This is a genomic window from Cyanobacterium sp. T60_A2020_053, from assembly GCA_015272165.1.
GTDB lineage: Bacteria > Cyanobacteriota > Cyanobacteriia > Cyanobacteriales > Cyanobacteriaceae > Cyanobacterium.
Genome location: JACYMF010000108.1, coordinates 1 through 19,574 on the forward strand (window position 1 = coordinate 1; position 19,574 = coordinate 19,574).

At 35.9% G+C, this 19,574-nt stretch carries 12 protein-coding genes; 9 read left to right on the forward strand and 3 right to left on the reverse strand.

The features are described 5' to 3' along the window. A partial coding sequence (locus tag IGQ45_14415; GenBank protein MBF2058367.1) for a glutamate synthase subunit alpha occupies nt 1-1,435 on the reverse strand: 1,435 nt, incomplete at its 3' end. A gap of 516 nt (nt 1,436-1,951) precedes the next feature. On the opposite strand from IGQ45_14415, the gene IGQ45_14420 reads away from it, so the two are divergent. From IGQ45_14420 to grpE, 9 genes are all read left to right on the forward strand, one after another. Next, on the forward strand, nt 1,952-2,230 hold the full coding sequence (locus IGQ45_14420; GenBank protein ID MBF2058368.1) for a BrnT family toxin: 279 nt from the start codon (nt 1,952-1,954) through the stop codon (nt 2,228-2,230). Next, nucleotides 2,223-2,480: a hypothetical protein gene (locus IGQ45_14425; GenBank protein ID MBF2058369.1), complete on the forward strand. Its 258-nt coding sequence runs from the start codon at nt 2,223-2,225 to the stop codon at nt 2,478-2,480. The genes IGQ45_14420 and IGQ45_14425 overlap by 8 nt, the downstream gene beginning before the upstream one ends. A gap of 152 nt (nt 2,481-2,632) precedes the next feature. Beyond that, nucleotides 2,633-3,088 (forward strand): DUF29 domain-containing protein, encoded by a 456-nt coding sequence (locus IGQ45_14430; protein ID MBF2058370.1) that lies wholly within the window; start codon nt 2,633-2,635, stop codon nt 3,086-3,088. Nucleotides 3,089-3,228: 140 nt separating this feature from the next. Further along, nucleotides 3,229-3,816 carry a hypothetical protein gene (locus IGQ45_14435; protein ID MBF2058371.1) on the forward strand — a complete coding sequence of 196 codons (588 nt, stop codon included), beginning with the start codon at nt 3,229-3,231 and terminating at the stop codon, nt 3,814-3,816. Nucleotides 3,817-4,060: 244 nt separating this feature from the next. Continuing rightward, a complete protein-coding gene (locus IGQ45_14440; GenBank protein ID MBF2058372.1) occupies nt 4,061-6,259 on the forward strand; it encodes an Hsp70 family protein in 2,199 nt (732 codons plus the stop codon). A gap of 182 nt (nt 6,260-6,441) precedes the next feature. Then, the gene (locus tag IGQ45_14445; protein MBF2058373.1) at nt 6,442-6,972 is read left to right on the forward strand and encodes a LysM peptidoglycan-binding domain-containing protein; all 531 of its coding nucleotides are present in this window, start codon (nt 6,442-6,444) and stop codon (nt 6,970-6,972) included. A 16-nt stretch (nt 6,973-6,988) separates the two neighbouring features. Further along, on the forward strand, nt 6,989-9,448 hold the full coding sequence (locus IGQ45_14450; protein ID MBF2058374.1) for a peptidase M, neutral zinc metallopeptidase, zinc-binding site: 2,460 nt from the start codon (nt 6,989-6,991) through the stop codon (nt 9,446-9,448). A 15-nt stretch (nt 9,449-9,463) separates the two neighbouring features. Continuing rightward, on the forward strand, nt 9,464-9,823 hold the full coding sequence (locus tag IGQ45_14455; protein ID MBF2058375.1) for a molecular chaperone DnaJ: 360 nt from the start codon (nt 9,464-9,466) through the stop codon (nt 9,821-9,823). A 60-nt stretch (nt 9,824-9,883) separates the two neighbouring features. Then, nucleotides 9,884-10,456, forward strand: a complete 573-nt coding sequence (gene grpE, locus IGQ45_14460; GenBank protein MBF2058376.1) for a nucleotide exchange factor GrpE — start codon at nt 9,884-9,886, stop codon at nt 10,454-10,456. Nucleotides 10,457-10,755: 299 nt separating this feature from the next. On the opposite strand, the gene IGQ45_14465 is transcribed toward grpE, so the two are convergent. Continuing rightward, complete coding sequence (locus IGQ45_14465) at nt 10,756-12,666, reverse strand: 50S ribosome-binding GTPase (protein MBF2058377.1); 1,911 nt, start codon at nt 12,664-12,666, stop codon at nt 10,756-10,758. 237 nt (nt 12,667-12,903) lie between these two features. Continuing rightward, nucleotides 12,904-19,380 carry a translocation/assembly module TamB domain-containing protein gene (locus IGQ45_14470; protein MBF2058378.1) on the reverse strand — a complete coding sequence of 2,159 codons (6,477 nt, stop codon included), beginning with the start codon at nt 19,378-19,380 and terminating at the stop codon, nt 12,904-12,906. Nucleotides 19,381-19,574 lie beyond the last annotated feature (194 nt).

The following is a 19,574-nucleotide window of genomic DNA, read 5'->3' on the forward strand; positions in this document are numbered from 1 at the left end:
GAGAGGGGTTGGGGGTGAGGGTATCTCCTGTGGGAGAGGGGTTGGGGGTGAGGGTCTCACGATCCAAATGTTGACGATATTCTTGTAACCATTGTCCGTAAGGTTTTTGGGAAGCGATTTCTTGTTTGATTTCCCAGTTTTTCAGTAGTTTATTATTTTCAAGGTCAACTACAATCATTTGACCGGGTCCTAATTTACCTTTTTCGATAATATCTTCTTCAGGTAAATCGATAACTCCAGCTTCTGATCCTACCACCACATAACCATCTTTGGTAATGGCGAAGCGCGCTGGGCGTAAACCGTTACGATCTAAACAAGCGCCCACCGTCTTTCCTTCACTAAAGGCGAGTAAGGCTGGACCATCCCAAGGTTCTTTTAATCCGGCATAGTATTTATAAAAATCCACAATTTCGGGATATTTTTCTAACTCAGGCTGATTATTATAGGCTTCAGGCACAAGAATCATCAAGGCTTCGGGAATACTGCGCCCGGTGCGCACTAATAATTCTAAGGAACTGTCAAGGTTATAGGAGTCACTGTTATTCATGTTAACAATGGGGGTGACTCCGGCAAATTCTTCGTCAGTCCAACCGGGTAGTTCTAAATTTGCTTCTCTTACACTCATCCAGTTAACATTACCGATAAGGGTGTTAATTTCGCCGTTATGTCCTAAAATACGCATGGGTTGAGCAAAGGGCCACTTTGGTACAGTATTGGTACTAAAACGACGATGATAAACGGCGAAACGACTCTCGTAAGCTGGGTTACTTAAATCTTGATAGAATTGTTCTAAAACGTCTCCTTGTACTAAACCTTTATAAACGATGGTACGACAGGAAAAAGAACAAATATAAAAATTATCACTTAGTTTTTTGCCTACTCTGGAGCGCGCTACATATAAACGGCGATCTAATTCATCTCCTTTGTAGTGTTTTTCCCCAGAAGTAACGATAATCTGCTCGATGCGTGGTTGGTTGTCGCGCGCTTGAGCGCCTAATACATCAGGATTAACAGGCACAATACGCCAACCGAGGGTTTTTAAACCTTCAACCTCTACCATTTCCTCGACGTATTTGCGCCCTTCATCCGCTTCTTGATCATTTTGGGGTAAAAACACCATTCCTACGCCCCATTCTTCTGCTGGAGGCATTTCTAGGCTATTTTCACTAAACCAAGACTTAAATATTTCCGCAGGGATTCCCGTTAAGATACCTGAACCGTCTCCTGTTTCTCTATCCGCACCACATCCTCCCCGATGTTCCATACAGGCTAGACCTTTAAGGGCATCTTTAATTAGTTTGTGCGATTGTTTATTTTCTTGGTAGGCGAGAAAGCCTACTCCACAAGCGTCCCTTTCTTCTACTAGCCAAGGTTGCCCTTGATATGGTGTTAAATTGTTATTATGGTAGTCTTTCATTATATGTTGACCTTGCATACTTTAGATTCGTTATCTTACTTCACAATGGTTATCATTTTTTAGTAACTACTGATACAGGGCTTTACTTTGTTGATAACCTTTTACTCAATCCCTTCCATTATAAAGAATTGTTACGGTTTTTAAGGCTTTTGTTATCATTATTTTACTTATTAGATGGAGGGATAAGGAGATTTACTAAATCTTAGATTTTCTATATAAACGGATATAAAATGACAAATAAATAAAAAGTTTGTGAAAGTATTCGATTTCGGTTTCAGAAAAGTAATATTTGATGTACGATAAAGGGAGATTTTGGTTGCCCCTTTTGGGGAAGTACCTTACAAAAATAGGATAGTAATACTATTAACGCTTCCGTGGGTGAAGCAGTCTGTTAAATCAGATAACATAAGTGTCTTAAAAATATTTTTTAAGGCTTTGAGGGATACCTCCTTTTGAGTATTTTACTCAAATGCTATTGCAGTTTATTACGGTATATGCCGTTTTATTCTGCATAAACGTATCAGAATAGAATCAATGGAGTTTGAATGGAATGAGGAGAAAAGAGATCGAAATTATGCTAAACACAGCGTGACCTTTGAATTTGCTACGCTATTATTTAAACAGGACTATCTTTGTCAGTTTGATAATCGTTTTGATTATGGGGAGGATAGATACCAAGCATTAGGTGAGGTCGAAGGTGTTGTTTTGATGGTCGCATATACCGTTATTGAAAGTGAAAAAATTAGGTTAATTTCAGCTAGAAAAGCTACGAAAAATGAGCGTCGAATTTGGGAAAAATATTATTATGAATAAATACCAATATATTATTACTGAGACTGAGTTAGCAAGAATAAAAAGCATTAAAGATGAGGATATTGATTTATCTGATAATCCTGAAACTGATGAGAATTTTTGGCAATCAGCTACTTTAATTCGTCAATCGAAATCTTTTAAAAAAAATGTTTTACTTGATCCTGATGTCGCCAAGATTTTCACTACGGATGAAGCTGTCAATCAAGCACTAAGATTATTGATTAATTTAGCACAGGCTCAAGTGAATTAGTCAGTAGGTTGGGTTGAGGCAGGAAACCCAACAAAATTAATATCAATTATTTGGCGGTTGTTGGGATGCACTTCCTTTAACCCAACCTACTTAGGATTAGATGGGCTTCGGTGTTTATAATGTAAGTTAATGAGTCAAATGGAGAATTAATCATGACGGTTGGAGAAAAAATAAGTTTAAAGGAATTATATGAAGTTGATGATTATTTGTGGATACAAGAAACGGTAAAATTATTAAAAGAAAATAGATTAGCTGAGTTAGATTTAGATAATTTAATTGAGGAGTTACAAGATTTGGGTAGCGAAAAAAAACTAGCAGTAAAAAGTCTGTTAGAACAAATAATTAGACATTTATTGTTATTGGAATATTGGCAGTTACAATATGAAAATAATCGTAATCATTGGGAAGCTGAAATAGTCAGTTTCCGAACTCAAATTAATGAGCGCATGACAACTAATTTTTATAATTATTTAGGTGATAATCTTTCTGCTATTTATAGCAAAGCTGTTAAGTATGTGCAAAAAAAATCGAGGTTAGATACTTTTCCGCCACAATGTCCTTACACTTTAGATCAATTATTGGATGAGGATTGGTTTCCTCAAAAATAGGCTACAACAAAAATGATTTTTTTTGATGACATTAAGCATATAATTTAGGGGTAGTTTAATCTTGATTAAAGTCATGAAATTTAGTACAAATAAATTAAATATTTCTACCCCCCCCCTACAAATATAAGGGTTTGGGGTTAGTGGCAACGGCTTTGGCTTCGGTTTCTGTTTTAGGTTTTATGGGTAGTGCGGAGGGCGCAACCCTTTTAACGGTTGATTTATCCGTTACCAATCAAATTACTATCCGCTCGACGACGGGCGCTTCTTCTGCTGATGTGTCTGGGAGTGATAGTACTGGGGTCTATTTAGCTGGTTTCTATACGGGCGCTGGTACTGCACTTACTGCGACTCTTGTATCAGGGGATTTAACCAGTGCTAATAATACCAGTGATAATTCGCCTAACCTTTTCCGAGCAAACAGTGGAACTGATTTAGGGTTAAACATCTTTAGTTTTACTGATGATTCTCCAGCATCTTTCACCTCAGGAAGTCAAGCCTTTACTGGTGAAGGTACTTGGAATCTTAATAGCACTAATTATTTAGAGATGGTAAATGGGAACTCTAGTGGATTGCTATATTTCCCCGCTGATACTGTTAGTGATATTGATACGGCAACTTTGATTGGTGAGTGGGAGCGTTTTACGCCGACTACGACTCCTGAGCCATCTTTATTGTTTGCGTTAATTGGTTTTGGTGCTTTTGGTTTATTTGGTAAAGGTAAGAAATAACCCCCAGCGCCCTCCGCCACAGGAAAGGGGAGTAAAACCCCTCTAAATCTCCCCTTGAGAAGCAGGGTTTTTGTACAGGGGTGGAGGGCGCTGCCTACCATGTATCGAATTTTAAGATTATTATGGATTTGAGGGAAATAAAATTCACGGATAGATCATTTTATAAAAATTTTCCGTTATTTTGCATAAATTGAAAATCTTTTCCTGATAAGTAAGTAAGACTTCAAAAAGGATAGATTTATTTATGGCTTTTAGCGTTGGTATCGATTTAGGCACAACCAATTCCGTAGCAGGTTTCAAGTTTTCTCGTGATGCGGAGGTGGTTAGTGATGGGGAAGGGGCGCTGGTGCGCTCCGTTGTGACTTATGGTAATAATGATTTTATTGTGGGGGAAACTGCTTACAATGCCCTCAAAAATGACCCTGAAAATGTAATTATTTCCATTAAACGCTTGATGGGGCGTGGTTTTGGCGATGATGTGGTGCAACAACAGCTTAAACATTTTGGCTATAAAATTACTCAGTTTAGTGAGGGTACAAAAAATAGTCTTTCGGTATGGTTAGATGGTAAGGAGTATCAACCAGAAGATATTAGCGCCCTCATCCTGCGTCATATGGTGCAAAAAGCCCAAAATTATCAGGAAAAACGAGGTATTTCTGGGAAAATTACTAAAGCTGTTATTACTGTACCAGCTTATTTTAACGATCAACAACGCTATGCTACGGAAGTGGCTTCTCAGAAGGCAGGTTTAGGAAAACCTCGATTATTACCTGAACCTACTGCAGCCGCTATATCCTACGGTTTTAACCCCGAAAGCGATGACGTTAAAACTATCCTTGTTTATGATTTTGGTGGTGGTACATTTGACTCATCCATTATCACTGCGTCGGGAAAAGATTTTATCGAATCGGGTAAAGCTGGAGATTTATGGTTGGGAGGTGATGATATTGATAATCAGTTGGGAGAATTGATTAAACAAAAAATTTGTGCGGAGGAAGGATTAGATAGTATTGATGATCTAATTGAGCAAATGCCTTATTATCAACAGGTGCGTTTTAAGGCTGATTTGAAAATCGCTACGGAGAGGGCAAAAATTGACCTTAGTAGTCATGATACGGCGAAGATTAACCCTTCTACTCCTCTCCTTGATGAGTTTGGCATGGCGATTCCTGTCAATGTGACTATTACTCGTCAGGAGTTTGAGGCGATGATTTTGCCGTTAATTGAGCGCAGTATTACTATTTGTCGGGAAGCGATGCAGTTGTCGGATTATCCTGAAGAGTTTATCGATATTATCCTCTTGGTTGGTGGTTCTAGTCAAATTCCCCTCGTGCAATCGGAGGTTAAAAAGGCTTTTGGTGCTGATAAGGTGAAGTTACATCCTCGCCCTATGTATGCTGTGGCGGAGGGCGCTGGAATTGTGGCAGCTGGTTTAACGCAGATTGAAGGCACTGTTTCCCGTGATTATTGCATCAAGTTGACTAATAATCCTCGTTTTCCTCTCATTAAACAGGGTGACACTTTACCGATTACTAAACATCATACTTTTAAAACCATTGCTGAGGGTCAAGAATTAATCCATTTTGAGTTTTTTAGTCCTGATGAAGTGAGGGAAGGCATCGATTTAAAGAAAAATGACGAAACTATCGGCAATATGTGGTTAGCGTTGGATAAGCCCTATCCTCAAGGCACTGAGGTTGATGTTACGGTGGAGTTGGATGAGGCTAATTCGGCTTTAACTATGACGGCTTGTCTAAAAAATGATCCGGCGGTGCGTGTTAGTGGTAGTTTCTCTCGTGGTAAGCAAGATGAGGAAATTAATAACGAAGTAGAACAAATGATCGCTCAACTTAATGAAGCTGGTAATTTGACGGAAGTTGGGGCGCAAAGGGCAAATCATTTGGCTGGGGAAATTATCCGCGCTTCTAATCAAATTAACTTAAATGGGCAAGTGCAACAAGATCGTTTAATCGTAGCGCAAGAAAAATTAAAAGAGTTACAGTATTTTGCTAATGATGATCGAGATATTATTGAAAGTCATTTACGAGATTTTGAATTTGCGCTTAGATTTGGTAGTGATTTTATGCACGAAGATCAAGTTAATCGTCTTACTTTATTATCTGGAGAAATGGGGAGGGCGCTGGAAACAAATAACATTTCAGCTATGCAAAAATTAGCGGAAGATGGTAACAGGGAATTTGAAAATTTACCCCAATTAGTGCGAGTTTTACTCTTAATTAGAGCAGGAGTAGCAAGGGCAAATCGTCTCGCTCCAGCGCACGCCACCGTTTTAAATAATAAGTTTGCTAATCTTTTAGAGGCTATTGAAAGAGGGGATGGAAGCACTGCTGATCGTATTTTACCAGAATTAATGGAGGAAATTAGACCTTATTTTGATCAGGAGTTACCAACAGGTAAAATTGCTACTGGTTTAAGAAGTTAATCGTTTTTAAGTGTTAGCAATTTAGGTAATTAAGATAACGATTAGTAAGCATTACTCGCCGTGTAATGAATTACACGGCTAACAGAATTTCGTTCAATAAATTGAACTCTAAATCATTTTCTCACAGTTAATATTCTTCTAAGAAGAAGGTCAACTTTTTACCATAATCAAACTATTAAATCATGGAAAAAACCTTAGAAAAAATTATTTGTCCAGTGTGTGATTATCCAGAGGTAACAACTAATATTTGTCCTCACTGTCAAACAGATTTAACCACCATCAGAATATTAGAAAATTTATCTTTTCTTCCTCCCGTAAGTGCAGACAATAAAAAGTCTTTTTTGTCAACACCTAAGTTATTAATTGTCATAACTTTAATTTTAATGTTTGGTGGTTTAACAATGTATTTTATTTCAGATTATTACTATCGAATGGGGCGGAGGGCGCTGGATATAGACAACTCAAATCCTGAAGTTATTATCCAAAAAGTTGAAGAAAGTAAACAAGAATTACGCTGGTGCGGAGGTTTTAATTATCGCATTAAATCAGGAGATTCTCTATATCTTTTAGCCTTGAGATTTTATGGAGATGGAGAAGCATGGCGTTTAATCACTGAAGCCAATCCAAGTATAACTTCCCCTCAAAATTTGCAAATTGGGCAAGTTATTTTAATTCCTAACTTAGTGGAATTATGTCAAAACATTGAATTATAATTTAGGAGATTTTATCATGGGATTATTTGATTTTATCGGTCAAACAAGCAACATTCTGAAAAAGAATAGCGAAAGTAAACAAAAACTAGCAAAAGCACAAGAATTAGCCAAAGTCAAAAAGCTACCAGAAGCAATTAAATTAGTTGAAGAAATAAAAACCTTATGGCAAGATAACCCATCAGGTTATGAACAAATAGTGCGTGATTTATCAGGAGGAAATTTATTAACAGAAATTAATTCAGAGCATCTAAAATGGACAACTAACTTAAGAAAAGCACACCATTATCTTAAGCAAGGGATTGATTTATTTAAACAAGATAAAAATGACCCTTTTCAATCTCAAAACTTAGAAAAAGCCCTTGATTATTTGCAAAAAGCAGATAAATTATTATACGATAATCAAATTTTTGCTAGTGTTGAGATAATTAAACAAAAATTAGCTCAAAGAAAAAGTTTTCATGAATTATGGCAAAAAGCTAATCAAGAGGAAAAAAGAGGTCATTTTGAAAGTGGTTTAGAATATTTATATAAAGCTAAAAAATTATTCAATGTTACCGAAGTTAAAAAGAAAATTATTGACTTTGAAACCCAGCTAATCTTACAGCGAGAATATGAAGATACCCTAAAAGATGTTAAAGAGATAATTTCTATCGGTAATTTTAACTTAGCTTTAAGAAAATTAAACTCAGCTTTAAGTAAATTTATTCGTAAAGATGGGGAAGATTTACAAGCTAAATTAAATAAAATTATTCAAGCTGAAAATTGTTATCAAAAAGGCTTGATTGCTGAAAAAAATAATGATTTTGAAAATGCTAAAAAATCTTATTTAGCAACATTGCATCACTGGCAAACTTTTCCTGATATTAATTATCGTTTAGCAGTAGTGGAAGTTAAACAAAATAATTATTCTTCGGCTTTATCTTATTTACAATCTTTAAAGGGAGAAAACGTTGACTATTTACGAGGATTTATTTATCTACAACAAAATCAATGGCAAAAAACTGCCCAAGCATGGCAAAAAATTAGTAATCCTATTTTGAAACAAGATTTAGAATCCCTGTCAATTTTATTAAATCGAAGTAGATTTGAATTGATTGCTAATATTGAAAAATTAGTTAGTGCCGGAAAGTATGAAGAAGCACAGCACCAATCTGTAGAATTTTGGGCAAATTATGGTCATAATGCTATTATTGAAAATAACTTAAACAACCATATTAAGCCTTTACTTGACACCCAAATATGGCAAGAAGAAGATTCTTTAAAAAGAGTTAAAATATTACAAGAAAATTGGCGTAAAAATTCAGATATTACCAGTTTACATAACTTAACTATTGCTCTTTATTCTCACTGTCAAAAGGATGAAAAATATCTCGAAACTTGGCTTAGTTTTTGGATGACAAATATTTTCAATCTTAATGATAATCCTCAACTAAAAAATTTATCTTGGCTTGATTCTACACAAATTAATTATCAAGAGGTAGAAGAAAATTTGATGCAAATAGCTTCTAGCACAATTGACAGCTATAAAAATGATAATTTACCAAGATATTTTCAGCTTAGGGATATTTTTCGCCGTGATAAATTAGCTTTAGAGTTAATGAATAAAAAATCATATCAAAAAATAAAATTAGGAGATATTTTAATTACTCCTAGTTTGTATCAACAGGAAAGTAATCACTTGAAAAAAATACCATTAAAAGACAATATATTACACAGTTTATATACCGATTGGGGATTAGCCGTCAGCGCCTGTCTCACTGGCGATACAGAAAGAGGTATTCAAATTAAACCAGCGAGAAATCCTGAATTATCAGTGGAAAAATATGCTAATAATTTACTGACTTATTATGAAGGTTGTTATCACTTACAAAATGATTCATGGCAGAAGGCGATGGCATTATTACAACAAGTTAAAAGTTTGATTAAAAGTAATCGGGAATGGCAAGAAAATATTGAAAAATTATGTAAAAAACAACGACAAAAAATTGATAAACTTGAGGATGAGTTGAAATTTGCCGAATCATGGTATAACTTGTTAGATTCTTCTGTTTCAGCTAGTTATTTTGCTGAACAAAAAGCGATAAATATTTATAATAGATTGGTTAATGATGATATTACTTTATCTGACGCTATTAGTGAATTAAATAAACTTAAAAAACTAGCTCCTAATAATGTTTTAGTTAATGATGTATATGGTAAAGTAAAAATACAACAAGAATTGACGACAATTCAAGACTTATTAAAGAGAAATGACTATGAAGGAGCAGTACAAAAAGCCAAATATTCTTCTCACCATGAAGTAAAATATAGAATAGCTAAATTCTTTATCGAAATTGTCCTTAATGCCATTCAAAAGCCAAATTCTTTAAGTTATGAAGATAAAGTGGTATTGCGTGATATTGCAAACTGGGCGCACCAAATTTGCCCTAATGAAGCAGAGTTTATCCCATTATATCGAGCGTTAGATTTATATTAATTAGGAGGTAAAATTATGACCATTAGTAATAACAATATCTATGTTAATCCTTATGATATTTTAGGTGTAGCGGAGGGCGCTTCTTCTGCTGAAATTACCATTGCTTTTAAAAAAGCAATGCAACAGAAAAAGTATAGTGTCAAACAAATTGCTGAAGCTAGAAAACAATTAATGAATCCTCAGCAAAGGTTGATGGCTGATTTTTTAAAGCCAAATTTGCCGATAATTCAAAGGTTTAAAAAGTCTAATTTATCTATATTAAATCAGCCAATCCCAATCATCAAATTATCTGAAGATTTTAATATAAAAATCGATGATAAGAATATGAATAAGATAGAGCAAAAATTGGCTGAACAATTATTATTATTATCTTAATCTGTCAGTGGGCAATGCCCACTATTAACTTTTTTTAATAAATACAAATAAACTAATATTATGAATAAAAACCAGCGCCCCTCACCATTACCAGAAAGCCCCTCACCATTACCAGAAAGCCCTTCACCATTACCAGAAAATCTAATAATTTCCCAAGAAAATCAAGAGAAAATTTTATCAGAGCTTAAAAATCTCTTATTTGAAAGAGGAAAATTAAATCAACAATTAGTTATAAATAATCAAGAAAATGAAACAAAAGAAGAAAATTTATATCAAGAAATGTTAGATATTTATGATAGTTTAGAATTTTTAATTAACTACTTAGATAACAACAGCAAAGAAGGAGAAATGAATGTTAAAGCCTTAAAAAGATTACCAAAATTTGTAGGTAGTATTCAAGAAAAACTACTGACAATTTTAGGGCGTAGAGAAGTGAAAAAAATAGACTTTAATGGAGAATTTCCCGACTACAATATATGTCAAGTAATCGATAGAGAAATCAGAAATGATGTGCCAGATAAAAGCATTACCAAAATTATTCGTCAGGGGTTTAAATATCAAGAAAAAATTTTGCGCCCAGTGGAAGTAATTACCGCTAAAACAGAAGAAACTCAAATAGAATCTGCTAAATAAATCAAAAAGTAAAATTATTAAGGATTAGGGCATACTACAGGAGTAAAAAAAAGCAAAAATAATACTTTTTATACAAAAATAGCGTTAAAAATACAAAATAATAAATAGGGTTTGCTGAATAAATTAAAACCCTTGTTAAATAAAGGTTCAAAGTCTATTCTACATAATAAAAAATGTCATAAATTGACTTTTTTTTCCTAAAATACTGTATTTCCTTCTTCCCAATCAAAAATTATTAATTCTAAATTCTAAATTCTAAATTCTACATTCCCCTCACCAAAATACTTTTTCAGCAACCCCTAAATAAGTTTAGCGCCCTCCAAATAAAAATCATAGCGACTTTGTAACTGGGAAAAACTAAGATTCTGACACCAATACTCCATTAAAGCATGACCCAGCGCCCATGCCTCTTTTTCTGGATCAGTGCGACTATCGACAAATAAAGTCCATAAAGATAATAGATCAAACTTGATGTCATCATCATCAAAAAGAGAAAATAAATCGTAGGCTAATTGTAACTTACCAATGACAACCGGTAACTGCTCCACAGGGATTTTTTCCGCCAACAAATAAGCCAAACGAGGTGAACCTGTAGTTAAAGTAGAAATAAATTGTAATACAGGACTTTTCAATAAATTAGTTAATCCTTGAGTAGTAGCCATTTGAAAACTATACTTATCAATCATTTTCGCTGCCGCCGCCGTTTTCGCCTCCACATTGCGGAAAAATCGGGCGAGACGCATTTGTTTAGCAGGAGTAACCGCTTCTAATAAAGCCATTGCCAAAATATCATCATACCAAGCACCACGAGGATTATTACTATAGTCAGCCGTAACTATAGGTAAAACTTGCCGACAATATTCCCCCAAAGTTTCCTGACGATATGATAGCGCCCCTCTAATAGAAATTTCCTTCGGTTTTTGCCCATTTTGCCAATCGTAAGGCGGTTGCCATTCCCGTAGTGGACGTAAACGATCCACTTGTGTTACCACTAAAAATAAAGGGACTTCTATGTCATTTTCCCTTAATTTTAACAAAAATTGCCGATCCATCTCCAATGCTGGGTCTAAAGCAGGATTTAGCATCACAATTATATCTGATTCATTAGCATAATTTAGAACATTTGTCAAGTAATCAGCTTGATTAATTTGCTCATAACCCGGCGTATCCCATAAAATTAGTTTTTCTCCTGTGGATTTTTGCCACTGATAGGATTTAATTTCAGTGGTAGAAGGCAAAACGTCAACTTCCGCAGTTTGACTATTAAATAACGTATTGATTAAACTGCTTTTTCCAGCGCCCGTGCGCCCTACCATAAGGATATTAACAGGTTTTTGTTCGATTTCTTCGGGAGATTGACTTGCGGTTAATATCTCTCGCAAAGTTTGAGTTTTTGTCGCAGGTAAAATATTTGACTTGCTCTCAGGTATATTTAACGATAAATCTTTCTTACCATAGAGTAAAACTGCTTGACGGGCAAGATTACGCAGAGCAACCTCTCGTATTACTTGGGATAAATTAATCAATAACTCTTGATTTGCCTGTTTATTAGTATTTTCACTAGCTAATTTTGCCATCGCCACAGTCGGATTAATCGCCCATTGCGCCCAACTCCATACCTGCCATAACTTTCGGGCAGAAGGCTCAAAACGGCGATATAATTGATAACCTTCGTAACCTTGGGCAATAGTAACTTGATTTAGCGCCGGGGATAACTGTTTCATCCACTTATCCATATCATCCACCGTACCACGAATTAAACCGTAGGCTTGGGGGATGCGAATAGTTAAAAGAGGGTATTTTTCATCAGGATAATAAATCATAGCAATTTCTCGCACCAACTCCTGACAACGACTAGCAAAGAGTTGTAAATCTTCCCAGAAAGGCGCATCTTCCCTAGTTTTGACGATAACATTTTCGAGGATGTTTTCTAATTGTCGTAAAATTTCTTGGTTATCCTCTTTAGCGACAGAGGAAGACTGTAAGTCATTTTCCACCGCAGTAATAACTTCTTGAATATCAGGAAATAGCGGTTTTGTCCAGCGCACGAGTAACCAGCGCCACCCCACTAGAGTTATGATAAAGACTCCCCATAGCCAATTAATTCCCCATTGATGTATTTGAATCCCCCCAGCGATGAGGAAAAAAGACACAACCGAGATAATAGGAAAAGAGAGAATTAGCCACTGCCAAACTTTTAAATTCATAATTGACGTTACGCACTCATTTATATGTTAAGTTCTAATAGGTATCAGGTGTTAGGTATTAGGTGAAATAAGTGCAAAAAATAGCCTTTTTTCTCTAAAAATACTGTATTTTTCCATCCCCATCAAAAATTATTGATACAAATGAGCAATTTATGAAAAATAACTATTTGGCTTAATTCTTTAATTTATAAGCATTACACCTGAAACCTACAACCTGCAACCTGTCACCTTCTTCATAATTTAAAAACGCCGTTGATAACGCACCTTAAACTCATTGTAAATATAATCATAAGAAACAGAAACATTAGATTGCCCTTGGAGAGGATAAACTCCCTCCACGAGAGGGAATACCCTTAAATCTTTCATGCCCAAAGGTTGCCCCCAGGTGCTGACAGTTTCATTAACTGTAAAAGTAGTATTATTAAGTAAGGGTACAACGAGAAATTGTAACAAGCCACTTTCTAGTAAATTAGTATTATCAGAATTTTCTAACTGATTGAGTAAACCCAAAAATTGCCCACCCACAATCAAATTAACAATTTCACCCTGGCTACGTTGAGGAATACTACTAATATTGACAAGGGGAGAATTGAGAATATCTAAATCAGCGCCCTCCGCACTTAACGCAAAACGATTGGTACAATTAGCAATACTATTGAGATTATCCTGACTCCATCCTACATCAGGAATAGATTCATTATTGCGCACGCCACAAGAAGCTAAATTATCTGGTTGTAATAAAGGAATTACTGACTGTAAATTACCATTAAAAGCTAACTCCACTCTAACAGTTTCACCTCTGCCACCTCGGACTAAAGGATCAGCAATTTCATTTTGCTGACTATTAATTAACTGACGGGAATAATCCACCACATCCCCTTCCATGACTATATCCATCTCTGGATTTAGTATGCCTTGCCCCTCCCGAAATACAATTTTATTGTCATGACTTCTTGATAAAAAGAAAGTTGTTTGCTCATTTAAGCCAATACCTAACATTGGCACAGGAGTTGCACCCCCCAAGTAAATTCGCCCTCTACGCAGGTTTATTTCGCCGTTAACATCAATGTTTTTCGGTTCAAGTACGGCACCGTTAGCCGTCAAATCACCGTTGAATAAGAAGCGATAAAGCCCAAATTGCTCAAGGTCTAAATCTCGCAAACGGAGAGCAAAATTATCAAGGCGAGGTTGTAAAATGCTATTGGAGTTGTTATTATTTGCTTCATTACCTAGCCATTGACTGGCGATTTCCGTAGAGGTAGGTTGACTTTGATTTTGCGTCGAGGGAATACTAACTTTACCCCTTTCTAGTTGTAAGAAACCACCGATAAGAGGATTTAGCAGACTACCATTAATAATGATATTGGCATTTACTCCTCCTCCATAAAGTTTATCGAGAGTTAAGTTTTGATTAGGGATATTGACAGTTAAAGGATTTTCGTTGTTAATGTCGGCAGTGGTGAGAGGTAATTTGCCATTGACACTAATATCGGTATTATTTATCTTAGCTTGTAATGCTTCGGTGGACAGCGCCCCTCCCCCGATATTTAATTCCCCGTTAAGTTTCATATCTTCGGCAAGGGCGCTACTATTGAGGGTGACATCTTCTAAGTTTACTTTACCGTCTAATTTGACTTGATTTAAGTCTGGTTTTTCGATAAAACGATTCAGAGAAGCAATTTCGGCATTGAGATTAACACTGGGGTTGCCTTCTGTCACCGCTATTTTTCCTTGAGTTAATACCCCTAATAAATTAAAGGCTTCTTTCGCTAAATTAAGATTAATTTTGGCGGGGAAAGGGGTAGCAAAGAGAGGATGATAAGGAAGGGTAGCTGTAGTTTGAATGGTGTCGGGCGCTGTAGAATTAAAATTGAAGATATAATTTTCATAGACGAAATCTCCCTTAATTACCTCCGCAAGGATAGCGCCTTGATAACTACTTTCGGTTAGAGTAATATTACCAATCATCACGGGATTAGTAAAGTTACCTTTTAACTCTCCTTCCACATCAAGAATACCGCCAAAATCACTATTAGGCAAAAATTCACTGAAGGTATCTAAAGAAAGATTACTGAAGCGAAATTCTCCTTCTTGACTCTCTAAGGATAAATTTCCCGCAAAATAAATTTCACTATCATTAATATTCAGTTGGAAAGGTTTAATAGCGACAATGCCATTACGATAATTAGCTTTTAAAGTTAAATTAGGGATATTAATGGGAGGATTTTGTTGAATAACTAAACCCACTTGAGACAAAACATTAGGAAAAGGTTGTTGAGGTTGCCATTGCCAGTTATCTCCCTGTAAGTCAAAAGCGACATAAGGATTGGTAACATTACCAGCCAGAATAACTTCCCCTTGATACTTCCCGTCAAATTCAAGATTATTGGGAATGCCTCCCTCTTCAATTTGTTTCGCAATGGCTTTAATTTCTTCATCAATGCGATTAAGAAGATTAACCCGTTTTGCCACAGTATCATTATCATCGCTGACAGATTGAGAGGGAATACCTTCTACGGAGGAGAAAAAGTCTTGAGTTTGAATTTGTTGTAAAATTGCCGTCAAGGTTTCCACATCATTAATTTTCAAGGTGTTAAAAATATCTTGAATATTGCCATCAAGATTTAATTTCCCTTCTATAGCTTGAGTATTAAGGTTATATCTAGCGTTTAAATCATAACTGGTATCAGCAAATTTTAAAGAAGCGTCTGTTAACTCCACCATATCATTTTCAACACGGAAACGGGCGCTGATTTCTGAGGCGCTAATGTAACCGATACCTACATCTGTCAGTTTAATGTCACCCCTAGTGGAAAAATCTTTGAGGTTAAGGGTAGTATTCTGAGTAACTTTTCCCCTTAAATTGCCAAAGATACCATAATTAGTGGCTGGGGCAATATTTAAACTAGCTAAGTCAAATTTATCCACCATGACAGTAAATTCTTCACCTTCTTTTTCTCCGATAACATATATATCTGCCTCCCCTTGTTGTTGAATGGCAATTCGCTGGGGAATATAGGGAAAATAATTAGGATTTTCTACTGAGGTAATGTCATTGGGAATCATGGAGGCATAAATAACATCTTTTTCTCCTTTCAAGTCAAGGGTAAGGTTATCGTTAGGATTAAGATTAAGTTTTCCTGTCAGTTGCGATTCAAAGGGGATGTCATTGAGAATTAAGTTAGAGGCGATAACATCTCCATTTAATAAAAAGTTATTGTCACCGAGGGGATTGGTAAGAAGATTATTTGCTGTTAATTTACCGTTAAAAGTGGTGATGCCTTTGAGGTTAATTTCTTCTGGTAATAATTTAACACCTTCTTCTTGGGGAATTTTGGCTAATAATTGATTTAGGGGTAGGGTAGCTAAATCAATGCGACTATCAATATTTAATGCTAAGTTAGCTATATCGGGAGTGGTAAGTAGGTTAATTAAGTCAAATTTTCCTTTGCCTTGCAGTTGATTTTCCCCTAAGTCTAAATTCATGGCAGTAATGGCGACTCTCACATTGGGGTTATTTACATTAATACCGTTAAGGTTTCCTTGTAAACTAATTTGACTATTTAGAGGTGAGGTAGTCAGGGGTTTGTTATTGGCTAAGTTGACGGATAGTTGTTGGCTAATGTTATCTAAGTTAATACCTTGACTATTAACATTAACTTGCCATTGATTGTTGTTGAGGTTAGCGGTTAGGTTTACTTTACCTTCGGCTAAGTTAAAGTTACTTTTTCCTGTGATGGTTAAACTATCGATAGTATTAACGGTTTGTTGATTGAGATAGTTAACGGAAGCGTTAATAATTTCTGGTAAGTTAGCTTGGAGATTAATTTGAGTGTTGATGTTGTTGGCATCGAGGGGAAAGGTTGATAGAAGTTGACGGGCGCTGATGTTATTAGTGTTAGCATTAATGGTAACTAGGTTGTTATTAATAAGAGTATTACTGGCTATTTTTCCTTGAGGGGTAATAATTATTAAATTACTGTCACCAGTTAGGCTGGTAATTTGTTGAAGACTGTCAAGGTTTAGGTTAGGTTGTAAGATGCTAACTATTTCTTGGGTATTGGCAGAAAAGTTAAGATTACCTTCTCTGATACTGGCTTGTATATTGGGATTAATTTGATTAAGGTTAACGGTTTGAATATCTCCTGTGATATTTGTCTGTTGATTATCAATATCAACTCTATTATTAATTATTCCCCCTGCTACTCGAATACGACTATCGGCGTTAATTTTTAAACTAGGTAAGGCTGTAAGCAAATTTTCTAAGTTATTACTTATGCCATTATCATTCAAGTCATTTTGTTGGTTATCAACGGTTACTATCTCATTTGTTTCCTGTTGATTATTTTTTGATGAAGATGGGATAGTTACTGAGTTTTGATTTTTTGGTGATGTGTTGAGATATGTTTGATTAATTAATTGTTGAGGATTAACAGCTAGGGAAATTTGACTATTTTCAATGAAAATGGGAGTAGATAAATTAGGGTTATCAATATTGACACCAATGGCATTGCCTAAGAGATTAAGATTAGTGGCGCTGAAATCTCCTTGCAGGTTAACAAATCCTTCATTAACATTTAATTCACTGTTAAGGTTTCCTTGTAAACTGTCAAGGTTGCCATTGATTAATTGATTGACGTTAGCTGTTATGTTAACTTCGCTAGTAATAATTTCACTACTGACGGGAATAGTGGCTAGTATTTGATTCAGGTTAACATTTTCTACCAGCGCCCTTCCCCGTATTTCTCCTTTTGCCAGACTAACGTCAACATTAGTATTCCCCCCGCCAACATTCAAGGTTAAATTACTATCACCATTAATAGTGTCGAGATTAAATGATGATAAATTACCCGATAAATTAATTGTACCTTGGAGGGCGCTAATATCATTCCCTTCATAGTATCCCACCAGAAAAGGAGTCAAGTTAAGGTTATTCACCACTAACCCAGCGCCCCACACCCCAGTATCTAAGTTACCATTACCAATAATATCGATACTACCTTCCCCCACCACTAACTGAGTATCAGTAAAACGAAATTCTTGATTAGTTAATAGTAAACTACCCTTCCCGGAAACTTGTTGAGTAGTATTAGTATCAATGGCTGGTAAATTAAAAGTAATTAATCCCTCTGGATTACTAAGACTTCCCGTAATTTTGCCACTACTGGTTAATCTACCTATCTTGAGATTATCAGGTAAAAGGCGGAGGGCGCTGGTAATTTCTTGGGGAAACACATCCGCCGTAAATTCTACCTCAAGAGGTAACTGACTAATATCAATCCCCTCACCTCTCAACACATTATCTCGTAAATTAGTTTTCACCAACCCCGAGGCAATAATTTCTCCTCCAGTAACAGGTATCACCTCTAAACGACTTAAACGAATTTCTGTTAAATCGCCATCTACAGCAACCGAAATATCTCCTACTTCCACATCATTCACAAAAGCGCCATCAACTTTTAACTCTGAAGTAAGTAAAGGATTATCAATGTTTCCTGTCACTTTAAGATTACCGTTAACAATGCCATTCACACCCAAAGGCAAATCTACCGCCAATGTCGTCAAAATTTCATTAACATTAATTGTTGTTAACTCCCCGCGCAAATTATAACCATCATTAACATCAATACTTCCCCCTAAACTTCCCGCAATATTTCCTAAATTACCCCTCGCCGATTGAATATTAATGGTTTTACCATTAAAAATGGCAAATAACTCCCCCTGAAAATCTTGTTTGACTATTTCCCCTTGATTATCTTCTGTCTCAGTCTCATTACTACTATCATTGACATTATTACTTCCAGAAGTCTCATTGATATTGCCATCACTTTTTGTAAAAAGAGTCTCTCCTTTAACTTGAGTAATCGCTAAACTTCCTTGTAAATCTCCTTCTTCCCAAGCCGTAAGAGAAGGAATATTAACCTCAAAATTAGTGTTTAATCTACCATCTTTGAAAATTACAGGGAGGGAAGGCAAAAAACGAGATAATGAAGCCAAATTTAATTCTGTCACTTCCACACGACTGTCGAAAGCCAGATTAATTAACTCTGCTTTTCCTTTTAACTCGACATTGCCATCTTCAATCTTTGTTTTTACATCATATTCTAAGGGATTTGTCAAGTTATCGTAAAGAAAATTAACATTAATTTTACTACTCAAATCTACTGCCATCACATCACTGCTGGGGGTAATAGCGACATTGGCTTGATTAACGCGCAGGTTAATGTCGAGGGTGATGGGTAACTCTGGTAATTCGATGGTTTCAGGTAATCCCGTTTCTTCCTCTCCTTCAACGGTATTAATGAGAGTGTCTAATTCTCCTAAACCAATTACCTCATCCACAGTAATATTAATGGGTAATTGACTATTTAATAAGATGGAAAGCAAGTTAAAATCAGCGCGAATTGCTTTGACTTCCACAAAGCTATTATCCCTAGCAGTGGAAGGCATCTCGATGTTATCAATAACCACATGAGAAAAACCAAAACTACTCACCATGCCAATATTAACATCTCTATCCAGCGCCCGTGACAATTCAACTTCCAAACGATTAGGAATAATTGTCGTAACAATATGCTTAACTCCTAGATACCCCCCAGCAAATAGCGCCCCTACCCCCAAGGCAATGATAACCTTAGTTTGCGAGAATCTTTTATTATTGTCGTTTTCCGTCAGGTTAAAGTCATCCTCTGGTTGAGGGGATTGGGGATTAGTCATGGTTACTCTCTCACACCTACATCTTTCACAATAATAGCTTAACTCTCATGAACTACGCATTTCCGCTACGCTGAGAAATGCGTTTCTGACGCTTCTTCGCCCCAAGTTGCCTCATGCTTCCGCACTCAGTAGAGCTTGGCGACTCTGCGTCTAAAGAGGCACGTTCCATACCCCTGATATAGTTTTCTATGACC

Coding starts and splice junctions, on each gene's coding strand:
- IGQ45_14420 (MBF2058368.1), top strand. CDS start 1,952: ATGGAGTTTGAATGGAATGAGGAGAAAAGAGATCGAAATTATGCTAAA.
- IGQ45_14425 (MBF2058369.1), top strand. CDS start 2,223: ATGAATAAATACCAATATATTATTACTGAGACTGAGTTAGCAAGAATA.
- IGQ45_14430 (MBF2058370.1), top strand. CDS start 2,633: ATGACGGTTGGAGAAAAAATAAGTTTAAAGGAATTATATGAAGTTGAT.
- IGQ45_14440 (MBF2058372.1), top strand. CDS start 4,061: ATGGCTTTTAGCGTTGGTATCGATTTAGGCACAACCAATTCCGTAGCA.
- IGQ45_14445 (MBF2058373.1), top strand. CDS start 6,442: ATGGAAAAAACCTTAGAAAAAATTATTTGTCCAGTGTGTGATTATCCA.
- IGQ45_14450 (MBF2058374.1), top strand. CDS start 6,989: ATGGGATTATTTGATTTTATCGGTCAAACAAGCAACATTCTGAAAAAG.
- IGQ45_14455 (MBF2058375.1), top strand. CDS start 9,464: ATGACCATTAGTAATAACAATATCTATGTTAATCCTTATGATATTTTA.
- grpE (MBF2058376.1), top strand. CDS start 9,884: ATGAATAAAAACCAGCGCCCCTCACCATTACCAGAAAGCCCCTCACCA.
- IGQ45_14470 (MBF2058378.1), bottom strand. CDS start 19,380: ATGACTAATCCCCAATCCCCTCAACCAGAGGATGACTTTAACCTGACG.